Raw genomic sequence first — 11,961 nt, 5'->3', positions numbered from 1 at the left:
AAGGTCAGCGACCCCGGGTCTGCCGGAACGCGCCACGCGGCGGCCGCATGTTCTTCGGGACCGCGCCCTTGGGCATCTGCGGCCGCGCGGTCAGCGCCTTGAGCCGCTTGTCGAGGGCGTTGACGTCCTTCGGGGACAGGGCGCGGGGCAGCCGCATCAGCGTCATCCGCAGCTTGCGGACCGGCAGCTCACCCTCGCCCTGCCCGATCACGTAGTCGTGCAGCGGCGCCGTGCCGATCACCTTCGCCAGCCGGCGCTTCTCCTGGCCGAGCAGGCCACGCACACGCTGCGGGTTCCCCTCGGCCAGCAGGATCACGCCCTGGCGGCCCACCACCAGGTGCACCATGTCCATCTGCGTGGTGGAGCTGACCGCCGGGGTGACCCGCCAGTCGCCGCGCATGCTCTCCATGATCTGCGCCGCCGCGCCCGGCTGCCCCTCGGCGGCGTTCATCATCGCCTTGTTGGAGCGCAGGTTGAGCACGATCAGCACGGCCAGCAGGGCGAGCAGGATGCCGATCGGCAGCCAGATCCAGCCCCAGGCGATCACCGCGACCACGGTGAGCGCGAGCGGGATCAGCACCGCCGCCGCCGTCAGCGGCGCGAACCACTTGTCCTGCTTGGCGGTGAACCGGAACACCATCCCGATCTGCTTCAGCCGCTGGCCGAACGAGACCTTCTCCTGGGGCTTTGCCATGCCGCAGAGTCTAGTGGTCGGCGCACGTCACGTTGATCCGTGGCCGCCTCTTCCGGAGCGGGCTGAGTACCTTACGGCCGCGCGGCCCCTCGTCGGCCCTCAGGTAAGGAGGCGGCGGGGGCAAAGATCAGGCGGCGTACCCATGTGCCGGGGGCACCTTCGCGCGAAAAGTGGATCTCGACAGCGACGACAGACCCACGACAGGGAGATCCGACATGTTCGGCAACGACGCGGAGTTCATCCTGAGCATCCACCGCAGCCACGCCTCCGAACTGCAGGCCGACGCGGCGCAGGACCGGCTGGCCCGGTCGCTGCCCCGACGGCACCCGCGCGGCTGGCTGAGCCGCCGACAGCACCACGCCCGCATCACCGACGCCCGCCGGTGACCGCGCCGGCGGTCGTCGCCGGTCCGGCCGTCACGGGGGCGGCCGGGCCGGCGGCCACCGACCGCCCGATCGGCCAGGCGAGGCCGTCGGGGGGCCGTGGCATGCTCGACGGCGTGACAGTACGCGCCGCCAGCACCGTCCTCGTCGGCCGCCGGCCCGAGCTGACAGTGCTCGGCGACGCGCTGGCCCGGGCACGCTCCGGCGACCCGACGACCGTGCTCGTGGGCGGCGAGGCCGGGGTCGGCAAGACCCGGCTGCTGGAGGAGTTCGGCACGCACGTCCACACCGCCGGGGCGCGGCTGCTGGTCGGCCAGTGCCTGGAACTGGGCGAGGCCGGCCTGCCGTTCGCCCCGTTCGCGGCCGCGCTGCGCGACGTGCTGCGCCACGACGGGCCGGCCGCCTTCGCCGGCTACGAGGCGGAGTTCGCCCGGCTGCTGCCCGAGCTGGCCCGGATGCCCGCAGGCGTCGCCGCGCCCGCCGGGCCGGCCCTCGCCGACACCCCGCGCGGCTACCTGTTCGACCTGGTCGCCGACCTGTTCCGGCGCATCGCCGAGGAACGCCCGCTGGTGCTGGTGATCGAGGACCTGCACTGGGCCGACCGCTCCACCCGCGACCTGATCGGCTTCCTGGTGCGGGCCGCCCGCGCCACCCGCCTGCTGGTGGTCTGCACGTACCGCACCGACGAGCTGCACCGCGGGCACCCGCTGCGGCCGTTCCTCGCCGAGCTGGACCGGGTCCGCGGCGTGGACCGGATCGAGCTGGGCCGCCTCGACCGCGACGGCACCGCCGCCGTGCTCGCCGACCTGCTCGGTGTCGAGCAGTTCGCCCGGACCGTGGACGACGTGCACGAGCGCACCCAGGGCAACCCGTTCTTCATCGAGGAGCTGGCCGCCGCCGGTGGCCCGGTCGGCTGCGCCACCATCCCGGAGACGCTGCGCGACCTGCTGCTGGCCCGCGTCGACCGGCTGCCCGAGCCGGCCCAGCGGGTGCTGCGGATCGCCGCCGCCGGCGGCACCCGCTTCGCCCACCAGCTGCTCGCCGAGGTGGCCGGCCTGCCCGAGGCCGAACTGGAGGACGCGCTGCGCGCCGCCGTCGCCGGTCAGCTCGTGGTGGCCGACCCGGACGGCGACTACGAGTTCCGGCACGCGCTGGTCCGCGAGGCGGTGCACGACGACCTGCTGCCCGGCGAGCACGCCCGGCTGCACGCCCGGTACGCCGCCGCGATCGAGGCCCAACCCCACCTGGTCGCCGCCGGTCGCGCCCCGGCCGAGATCGCCCACCACTGGTACGCGGCGCACGACCACCCGCGCGCGCTCACCGCCGCCCGGGTCGCCGCCGAGGCAGCCGCCGAACGGTACGCGTACGCCGAGCAGAGCCGGCTGCTGGAGCGCGTCCTCGAACTGTGGGAGCAGGTGCCCGACGCCGCGGACCGGCTCGGCATGGACCACCTGCGGGTACTGGAGGACACGCTCATCGCCGCGGTCACCGCCGGTGACCTCAGCCGGGCGCTCACGCTCACCCGGGCCGCGCTGGCCGAGGTCGACTCCGACGCCGAACCGCTGCGCGCCGCCCGCCTGCTCGACCACCGGGGCCGGCTGTTCGCGCTGCTCGGCAAGAGCGACGGCGCGGCTGAGCTGCGCGAGGCGTACCGGCTGGCGGCCGGCGCCCCCGACGGCCCGGAACGGTTCGCCGTGCTGGCCGACATCGCGTCGCACCTGATGAAGGTCGACCCGCGCGAGGCCGCCACGGTGGCCGCCGAAGCCGCGGCCGGCGCGTCCGAGGTCGGCACCGACCTGGTGCTGCTGCCCACCCGGATCGCCCTGCTGCACCGCCTCGACGGCACGCCGGAGCGCGGGCTGGCCGAGCTGCGCCGGGTCGAGGCGCGGGCCCGTGCCGCCGGTGACTCGTGGGCCCTGGTCAGCGCGCTGGTCTTCCTCTCCGACGTGCTCTACGGGCTGGGCCGCTACGACGAGTCCGAACAGGCGGCCGCGGCCGGGGTGAGCGAGGCACGCCGGGTCGGCATCAGCCGCTCGATCGGGGCGTACCTGCTGTCGAACCGGGCCGAGGCGCTGATCGCGCTGGGCCGCTGGGACGAGGCGGACGCCACCTGCGCCGAGGCGGCCCGCATCGACCCGCCGGGCGTCTCCGGTCTGCACTGGCTGCAACTGCGCGCCGGGCTGCACCTGGCCCGCGCCCACCCCGCCGCCGACGAGGTCGTCGGGCGGGCGCTGGCGTTCCTCAGCCGCCCCTACCTGTGGCCCAACCACCGGCTGCCGCTGCACGAGCTGCGCGTCGAGGCCGCACTCGCCGCCGACGACAAGCTGGAAGCGGTACGCGCGGCGCGCGCCGCCCTGGCCGACCCGCACCTGGCCGACCTGCCGCGCGAGGGCTGGCCGGTGCTCGGCGCGGTGGCGCGTACCGCCGCGCTGACCGGTGACGCGACGCTCGCCGCCGACGTGTCCACCAGGGCCGCCGCGCTGCCCGCCCGGCATCCGGCCGAACAGGCGTACGCGGCGCACGTCACCGCCGTCCTGGCCGGGCTCGCGCCCACCGGTCCCGCCGGGGCGCTCGCGCAGTGGCGGGCGGCGGTGGCGGCGTGGCGGACGGCCGGGCAGCCGTACCCGCTGGGCCGGGCGCTGCTCGGGCTGGCCGAGGCGGCCGCCGCGGCGGGCGAGCGGGACGACGTGGCCGCCGCGGTACGGGAGACGGTCGAGGTGGCCGCCCGGCTCGGCGCCACCCCGCTGGGCGAGCAGGCGGCGACGCTGGCCCGCCGGGTCGGGCTGCGCGGCACCGGGCGACCCGGGCCGGACCTGCTGACCAGCCGGGAACGGGAGGTGCTGCGGCTGGTGGCCGAGGGGCACAGCAACAGCCGCATCGCCGAGCGGCTGTTCATCTCGCCGAAGACGGCGAGCGTGCACGTGTCCCGGATCATCGCCAAGCTGGACGTGACCAACCGGGTGGAGGCCGCCGCGCTGGCCCACCGCCTCGGTCTGCTCGACCCGCCACCGGGCCTGCGTCAGCGGCGTGGCAGGTAGATCCGCCAGCCGGCGACCGTGACGACGTCGAGCGCGCCCGGTTCGGGGCCGAGGCGCGCGTCCAGCCGGGCGGCCAGCGGCGAGCCGGCGAGCGCCACCCAGGCGGCGTCCGGGTCGGCGGCCACCTCCCGCCGGTACGCGGGCAGCCGGTCGAATCCGGGGCGCAGGTCGTCCTCGACCACGGCGCAGAGCACGTTCTCGCCGGTGGCGTAGGTGAGCCGGTTGCACGTCCAGTAGCCGCCGCGCACGTGCCGGACGCCGAGCGCGCCGAGCGTGTCCACGAGCGAGCGGTGCCGGTCGGCCTCGGCGTGCACGGCCGGGGCCGCCCGGATCACCTCCACTGTGGTCGCCGCGCCGGTTCCGAGCACACCTGCGAGTACCGCCACCGCCCCGACACCCGCCACGCGGGCCCTAGCCCCGGCCGCCCGTTCGCCGGCCGCCTTGATCGACTCCACCTCGGCGAGTGGGCGGACGGCCTGCCACAGTGGCCAGAGCAGGGCGGGCACCGCCACCGCCAGGCACGACAGGTACCGGCTGCTCTCGATCGGCGTCCGCCCGGCCGCGTTGCTGACCGCGTAGGCGGCGAGGACCCCGGCCGCGCCGCCGAGCAGCGCCAGCCGCACCCCGGCCGACACCCGCTCCACCGAGCGTGGACCGCCCCAGGTTCGTCGCAGGGTGTGCCACGCGGTGAACGCGGCGAGCAGCAACAGCAGCGGGAACGCGAGCGCCCACCAGAGCTGCCAGGTGGCGCACCGGCCGGGCGAGCAGAAGCCCATCGCCAGCGGCGGCCCGAGCACCAGCCCGCCGTACAGCCGGTCGGCCCAGTCCGCGGCAGCGCCCGTGCCACCGGCCGCCAGCACCGCGCTCACCGGGTTGCGGCCGTGCCGGAGGCTGTCCACCAGCATCGGGGCCGCGCCCAGCAGCAGCGCCCCGGCCAGCACCACGCCGGCCCGCCCGGCCAGTTCCCGCCACCGCCACGCCACCAGCAGCGCGCCGAGCGTCAGCACGTACGGCAGGATCAGTGGGTCCACCCAGAGCAGCACTCCGGCGATCAGCCCCCAGGCCGCCCAGCGGGGCAGCCGTGCGCCCGCCCCGGTCACGCAGAGCCCGACGGTGAGCAGCGCCAGCGCCGCGCCGGCCGGGTTCAGCTCCGGATAGCCGCCACCGGCGATGAGCTGGTTCTTCACCACCCGGTCCGCGCCGAGCGCCAGCACGGCGACGACCAGCAGGGCGTACCAGCGGTCACCGCCGAGCCGCCGGGTCAGCCGCCAGGACAGCAGCAGGAACAACGCGTACAACGCCAGCGTGGGCAGCCGCAGCACGAGCACCGACGGTCCGGCCAGCGCGATCAGCGGCGCGGCCAGGTACGCCTCCAGCGTGCCCATGTACGCCTGGCCGTAGAACCAAACCGGGAAGCTGTCGCCGCGGGCGATGTGCAGGGCGGCCAGCCCCATCGTCGCCTCGTCGCTGTTGGTGGGCGGCACGTCGGCGAACAGCAGCGCCAGCCGGTAGCCCACAGCGGCGAACCCGACGAGCACGGCGAGCAGCGTCGGTAACGGCAGCCGCCGGGGCGTACGGGAGCGCACGGTCTCGCGTGGCTCCTCGCGTACCCCGGCGGTCATGCCTGTGATCATGGCATCCGGCGGGCGGCCGGCGGCGGGTGACGCGGTCGACGGCCGGCCTCAGCCGGCGGCGACGACCTCCCGGCGGGCGTCGAGCGCCTGCTGGTAGAGGCGGCCCGCGCGGTACGACGAACGGACCAGCGGGCCGCTCATCACGCCCGCGAAGCCGATCTCCTCGGCCTCCTCGCGCAGCTCGACGAACTCCTCCGGCTTGACCCAGCGGGTGACCGGGTGGTGCCGGGGGGAGGGACGCAGGTACTGCGTGATGGTGATCAGCTCGCAGCCCGCCTCGTGCAGGTCGCGCAGCGCCTGGGACACCTCGGCGCGCTCCTCGCCCATGCCCAGGATGAGGTTGCTCTTGGTGACCAGGCCGTCGGCGCGGGCCTGGCGGATCACGTCGAGCGAACGCTCGTAGCGGAACGCCGGGCGGATCCGCTTGAAGATGCGCGGCACCGTCTCCACGTTGTGCGCCAGCACCTCGGGCCGCGAGCCGAACACCTCGGCGAGCTGCTCGGGTACGGCGTTGAAGTCGGGGATCAGCAGCTCGACACCGCAGCCGGACTGCAGCGCGTGGATCTGCCGGACCGTCTCGGCGTAGAGCCAGGCGCCACCGTCGGGCAGGTCGTCGCGGGCGACACCGGTGATGGTCGCGTAACGCAGACCCATCGCGGCGACCGACTCGGCGACGCGCCGCGGCTCGTCGGCGTCGAACTCGGCCGGCTTTCCGGTGTCGATCTGACAGAAGTCGCAGCGCCGGGTGCACTGGTCACCACCGATGAGGAAGGTGGCCTCCCGGTCCTCCCAGCACTCGTAGATGTTGGGGCAGCCGGCCTCCTGGCACACGGTGTGCAGCCCCTCGCGCGAGACGAGCCCGCGCAACTGGGTGTACTCCGGGCCCATCTTGGCCTTGACCTTGATCCACGGCGGCTTGCGCTCGATCGGCGTCTCGGCGTTGCGTGCCTCGATCCGCAGCATGCGCCGCCCCTCCGGGGCGACCGTCGCGGGGCGCGCGGGCTGCTCAGTCGTCGGCGCGGATTGCTCGATCGTCACAAAACCGAGCGTACGCCGGTCGGCGCCGGTCGATGAACGGCGGGCGACCGCCGTCACCCCGGAATCGCTGTGACACCGGACACGAAGGGCCAAAAATCCCGGTCACACCGCGAGGCGCCCGGTGCTAGCGTGCCGGGCAGAGCTGTGACGGAGCCGAGTAACGGACCGATCCGCCAGTCGAGAGAGCCGCCGGTTGCTGCGAGGCGGTCTGGCGCCGGGCCGTGAAGACCCTCCCGAGCTGCGGGAAGAACAGCGCCTGTGCGCCCAGTAGAGCCCGCCCGGCCGGCCCCGGTGAAAAGGCGACGAACGAGGCTCCCGCCCCGGCGGGAGCGAAGGTGTGGTGGCACCGCGAGGTTCCCGCTCGCCCACACCTCCCTGGGGATCGCGTTGCGATTGGTCAAGGAGGTAGTCGTCGTGCAACGCATCCTGTCCTCCCAACTCCCCGCCCATGTGGGCGCCACCGTGCGGCTCGCCGGCTGGGTCCACCGCCGCCGGCTGCTCAAGTCGGTGGCCTTCCTGGTCCTCCGCGACGGCGGCGGGCTCGCCCAGGTGGTGGTCACCGCGCCCGCCGTGCGCGCGCAGGTCGAGGCGCTCACCGAGGAGACGGTCGTCGAGGTGGTCGGCACGGTGGTCGCGAACCCGGCCGCGCCCGCCGGGGTCGAGGTCGTCGAGCCGACGGTACGTCCGCTCGGGCCGCCCGCCGTCCCGCCCCCGTTCGACCTGTACCGGCCGGTGCTGACGGCCGGCCTGTCCACCCAGCTCGACCACGCGCCGGTCGCGCTGCGGCACCCGAGCCGATCCGCCGCGCTGCGGATCTCGGCGGCGGCCGTGTCCGGCTTCCGGGCCACGCTCGACGGGCAGGGCTTCGTCGAGGTGCACACGCCGAAGGTGGTCGCCTCGTCCACCGAGAGCGGGGCGAACGTGTTCGCGCTGGACTGGTTCGGCCGTCCCGCCTACCTGGCCCAGTCGCCGCAGTTCTACAAGCAGCTCATGGTGGGCGTCTTCGAGCGCGTGTACGAGGTCGGGCCGGTGTTCCGCGCCGAGCCGCACGACACCGCACGGCACCTGGCCCAGTACACGTCGCTCGACGTCGAGCTGGGGTTCGTGGCCGACCACCGGGACGTGATGGCGGTGCTGCGGGACACCCTGGCCGGGATGGTGGCGACAGTCGCCGACCGGGCGGACGGCGCGCTGGCCACGCTCGGCGTGACGGCGCCGGAGGTACTGGCCGAGATCCCGGCGGTGCACTTCACCGAGGCGTTGACGATCGCCGGCGCGCCGCCTTCCGAACCCGATCTGGCCCCGGCGCACGAGCGGGCGCTGGGGGAGTGGGCGCTCCGCGAGCACGGCAGCGACTTCCTCTTCGTCACCGGCTATCCGATGGCGAAGCGCCCCTTCTACACCCACCCGGACCCGGCGCGGCCCGCGTACTCGAACGGTTTCGACCTGCTGTTCCGCGGCGTGGAGCTGGTCACCGGCGGGCAGCGCCTGCACCGGCACGCCGACTACCTGGCCGCGCTGGCGGCGCGCGGCGAGCCGGTCGAGCCGTACGCCGGGTACGTGGACGCGTTCCGGCACGGCATGCCGCCGCACGGCGGGTTCGCGATCGGGCTGGAGCGGTTCGTCGCGCGGCTGACGGGCGCGGCGAACGTCCGGGAGGTGACCGCCTTCCCGCGCGACCTGCACCGCCTCACGCCCTGACGGCTGCGCCCTCGCGCGGCTTGCTCCGTGCCGGTCCGCGGCGGCGGGCTCGCTCCTAGCCGGTCCCGGTTCCGACCCCGATGGCGGGCGCGGGCTCGGCATCGGGTCGGCGGTCTCGCCGCCGACCTCCGGAATCGGTTCGGATCTGCCACTGAGCGTGACGAGAGATCGCTCGGCCTAGTGGTCACTCTCGGTGAGGGTTGTTGCGGGGCGGTCGAGAGGCCCTCGGCGTCGGCGGATTGCGCTGAGCTGGGGTTATGGCGGACTGCCGTCCGGAGGGAGGGAAGGGTGTCTGCGCCCTTTGCTCTGCAGCCACGAGCGCAACGGTCGACCGGGCGTGATCGTTGCGGATCTGGCTGCAGAGCAAAGTCGGCGGGAGGTCACATGCCGCGGACGCGGCGTTGTCACTCACCGTGACCGATGGCGGGGTGGGGCTGGGCGAGCGGCGGTTCTGGGCGGACGGCGATCCGGACCGGTCGGCCACCGCGCCGCCGAGCGGTCGGGCCGGGCCGATCGGCCGGACCGGGCGGTCAGGCCGGGCCGAGCAGGTCCCAGAGGTTGCCGGCGATGTCGCGGAAGACCGCGACCCGGCCGTACGGCTCGGTGCGGGGCGGCCGGACGAACTCGACCCCCGCGTCGGCCATCCGGCGGTACACCGCCTCGAAGTCGTCGACCTGGAGGAAGAAACCCACCCGGCCGTGGGTCTGGTCGCCCACCGCACCGGCCTGGTGCTCACCGTCGGCGCGGGCCAGCAGCAGGCCGGTGCCACCGCCCGGCGGGCGTACCACCACCCAGCGCTTGGGCCGGCCGTCGTTCGTCAGCGAGGGCTTGTCCTCGGCCAGCTCGAAGCCGAGCACCTCGGTGAAGAAGGCGATCGCGGGGTCGTACTCGGTCACGACGAGCGTGACCAGGTCGAGCCGCACGGGGCTCAGACCTGCGTCAGCGTCGGCAGGTGTCGCTCGACCACCGGCAGCACGTCGGCGACGGTGATCGGCCGGCCCAGCTCGGCGGTCAGCGAGGTGACCCCGGCGTCGCGGATGCCGCAGGGCACGATCCGGTCGAAGAAGCCGAGGTCGCAGTCGCAGTTGACGGAGAAGCCGTGCAGCGTGACGCCGCGGGCCACCCGGATGCCGATGGCGGCCACCTTGCGGGCCGGGCCCCTGTCGTCCTCCGGCACCCACACGCCGGAGCGCCCCTCGACCCGGCCGGCGGCCAGCCCGAACTCGGCGCACACGTCGATCAGCAGCTGCTCGGTGCGGCGGACGTACGCGACCACGTCGACCGGGTCGGGCAGCCGGACGATCGGGTAGCCGACGAGCTGCCCCGGACCGTGCCAGGTGATCTTCCCGCCGCGGTCCACGTCCACCACCGGGGTGCCGTCCATCGGGCGGTCCCACGGCTCGGTGCGCTTGCCGGCGGTGTAGACGCTGGGGTGCTCCAGCAGCAGCACCGTGTCGCCCTGCTCGCCGGCCACCACCGCCTCGTGCAGCCGGCGCTGCTCGTCCCAGGCGGCCTGGTAGTCGAGCAGGCCGGCGCGGACGGCGGTCAGCCCGGAAGTCGTCACGCTCACCCGTCCAGCCTAGTCCCGCCCCCGGGAACCGGACCCGTGAGCCTCGTCGCCATCGGGCCGAGGTGGCGGTCAGTCCGGCACCCGCCACAGCCAGACGTCCTCCACCCGCTCCGGCTCGCCGAGCAGCGCGGTGGCGGTACGCCGCAGCGCGTCCTCGTCGACGTCGTACTTCGCGCCGTGCACCCGGTCCGGCAGCACCACCGCCCGCACGCCCCAGTGGCGCAGGTCCGCCCGGGACTCGCGGATGCTGCCGTCGGTGATGATCGGCACCAGCCCGGTCCGGCCGGCCTGGTCCATCAGCGAGTCGAAGGTGCGCGGCACCGGCCCGATCCGGCCCCGGCCCTCCGGACCGCCCGGCCCGAGGAAGAACCCGGCCGGGATGCGGAACTCACTTTGCCGGTGGGCCAGCGCGTACGCCTGCCAGCGCTGCCCGTCCGGGTACACGTCGACGGTCAGCGGCAGCGGGGTCAGCACCCCGTCGGGCGGGACGTAGCGCTGCCAGGCGCCACTGGTGATGAACCGCGGAATCGGCTCACGGACGCTGGTCAACAGCGGCGTCGGCACCAGCGGCAGCAGCGCGGCGACGAACCCGAGCGCCCAGGCCACGCCGACGGCGCGGCGCCGGGGCGGCCGGGCGCGCAGCGAGTCGATCGCGTACGCCAGCAGCAGGCCGATCACCGGCGCGACGACAAGGGCCAGCCGCGACGGCAGCGCCGCGTTGATCACCGGCAGGTTGTCCAGCACCCCGAACGGCAGCGTCTGGTCGAAACGGCGGCCGTTCCACTTCACCGTCGGCCCCCACGACAGCACCGCGAAGACCACCGCGGTCACCCCGAGCGCCGCGAGGGTGGCCCGGAACGCCCGGTCCGCGCGCCACCACAGCAGCGCGAAGCAGGCCAGGCCGAGCACGAGCAGCGGTACGCCGAAGAACGAGTTCTCCTCCGTCGGGTTGGGCGCCAGCGAGGTGCCCCACCCGGCCCAGCCGGCCAGCGACCGGCGCGGGTACGACCCGTACGCGGCGATGTCCTCGGAGTGGATCAGCGGATCGAAGCCGGTGCCGTGGAACCGCTGCGGCCCGAGGAAGTGCAGCCAGAGCGGGTACGCCAGCAGCGCTCCGGCGACGAGCGCGGTGACTCCGAGTCCGGCCGCCATCCGGGGCAGCGCGGCGCGTACCTCCGGCCACCGGGCCGGGTGCAGCGCCCAGACGGCGAGGAACACGCCGAGCGCCAGCGCGGTGAAGAACAACCCTTCGGCGGCGATCGAGAACGCGGCCGCCACCAGCAGCCCGAGCACGATCCCGCCGGTGACCGCGCGGCCGGGGCGGCGCAGCCGGAACACGCCCCAGATCAGCAGCGGCACCAGCCAGCCGGCGGTCCAGTTCAGGTGCGCGTTGGCGTGCGACACCATCGCCGGGCAGAAGGCGATGAACAGCGCCCCCACACCGGCGGCCAGCCGGCTGCGCACCAGGTACCGGCTCAGCAGCCAGTACCAGGCCACCGCGGTGGCGGCGAGGTTGAGCGTGAGGATCACCAGGAACGTCGCGGGCGGCCCGATCAGGTACGTCAGCGGCGCGAAGACCGCCGCGTACACGGTGATCGAGGTGTTCACCGCGAGGTTCACCCCGTCCGGGACGTTGATCAGCGTGGTGTAGAGCGGGTTCTCCCCGTGGGTGAGCGCGTGCCCGCCGAACGCCAGCAGCCACTCGAACAGCGCCTGGTCGCTGGAGTTGACGGTGATGGCGCGGCTGTTGGGATCACGCCACATGCCGCTGGTGACCCAGAAGGCCAGCGCCAGGGCGGCGAGCGTCACCAGCAGGTCGGCCCGCCGGTCACGGACGCGGGTCGTCGACGGCCCGGTGGCCAGGAACGGGGAGGACGGCACGCAGCGGACGTTACCAACCGGA

General features: G+C 74.6%; 9 protein-coding genes. 3 read left to right on the top strand and 6 right to left on the bottom strand.

Going from position 1 to position 11,961, the window contains the following annotated elements:
• Positions 1 to 4 precede the first annotated feature (4 nt).
• Positions 5 to 694 carry a DUF4191 domain-containing protein gene (locus HA073_RS14435; protein ID WP_043329318.1) on the bottom strand — a complete coding sequence of 230 codons (690 nt, stop codon included), beginning with the start codon at positions 692 to 694 and terminating at the stop codon, positions 5 to 7.
• 215 nt (positions 695 to 909) lie between these two features.
• Here HA073_RS14435 and HA073_RS14430 point away from each other — a divergent pair, with 215 nt between their 5' ends.
• Positions 910 to 1,080: a hypothetical protein gene (locus HA073_RS14430; RefSeq protein ID WP_166456627.1), complete on the top strand. Its 171-nt coding sequence runs from the start codon at positions 910 to 912 to the stop codon at positions 1,078 to 1,080.
• 113 nt (positions 1,081 to 1,193) lie between these two features.
• Positions 1,194 to 4,115, top strand: coding sequence for an AAA family ATPase (locus HA073_RS14425; RefSeq protein ID WP_309228020.1), 2,922 nt, complete (start codon positions 1,194 to 1,196; stop codon positions 4,113 to 4,115).
• On the opposite strand, the gene HA073_RS14420 is transcribed toward HA073_RS14425, so the two are convergent.
• Entirely contained in the window at positions 4,097 to 5,737 is a 1,641-nt protein-coding gene (locus HA073_RS14420) for a DUF423 domain-containing protein (RefSeq protein WP_240925766.1), read from the bottom strand. The genes HA073_RS14425 and HA073_RS14420 overlap by 19 nt on opposite strands.
• 60 nt (positions 5,738 to 5,797) lie before the next feature.
• Positions 5,798 to 6,844, bottom strand: a complete 1,047-nt coding sequence (lipA, locus tag HA073_RS14415; protein WP_166456624.1) for a lipoyl synthase — start codon at positions 6,842 to 6,844, stop codon at positions 5,798 to 5,800.
• Positions 6,845 to 7,201: 357 nt separating this feature from the next.
• Between lipA and aspS the strand changes: the two genes are divergently transcribed.
• The gene (gene aspS, locus HA073_RS14410) at positions 7,202 to 8,488 is read left to right on the top strand and encodes an aspartate--tRNA(Asn) ligase (protein ID WP_166456623.1); all 1,287 of its coding nucleotides are present in this window, start codon (positions 7,202 to 7,204) and stop codon (positions 8,486 to 8,488) included.
• Positions 8,489 to 9,018: 530 nt separating this feature from the next.
• Here the strand turns inward: aspS and HA073_RS14405 are convergent.
• The 3 genes from HA073_RS14405 to HA073_RS14395 form a co-directional block, all read right to left on the bottom strand.
• Positions 9,019 to 9,411: a VOC family protein gene (locus HA073_RS14405; RefSeq protein WP_166456622.1), complete on the bottom strand. Its 393-nt coding sequence runs from the start codon at positions 9,409 to 9,411 to the stop codon at positions 9,019 to 9,021.
• 5 nt (positions 9,412 to 9,416) lie between these two features.
• Entirely contained in the window at positions 9,417 to 10,058 is a 642-nt protein-coding gene (lipB, locus tag HA073_RS14400) for a lipoyl(octanoyl) transferase LipB (protein WP_043329324.1), read from the bottom strand.
• Between the two features lie 69 nt (positions 10,059 to 10,127).
• On the bottom strand, positions 10,128 to 11,939 hold the full coding sequence (locus HA073_RS14395) for a YfhO family protein (RefSeq protein ID WP_166456621.1): 1,812 nt from the start codon (positions 11,937 to 11,939) through the stop codon (positions 10,128 to 10,130).
• Positions 11,940 to 11,961: the final 22 nt, after the last annotated feature.

This window comes from Micromonospora sp. CMU55-4 (assembly GCF_011602315.1).
GTDB classification, from domain to species: domain Bacteria; phylum Actinomycetota; class Actinomycetes; order Mycobacteriales; family Micromonosporaceae; genus Micromonospora; species Micromonospora chalcea.
The sequence above is the reverse complement of the archived record's forward strand: the minus strand, read 5'-3'. Positions and strand labels throughout refer to the sequence as shown.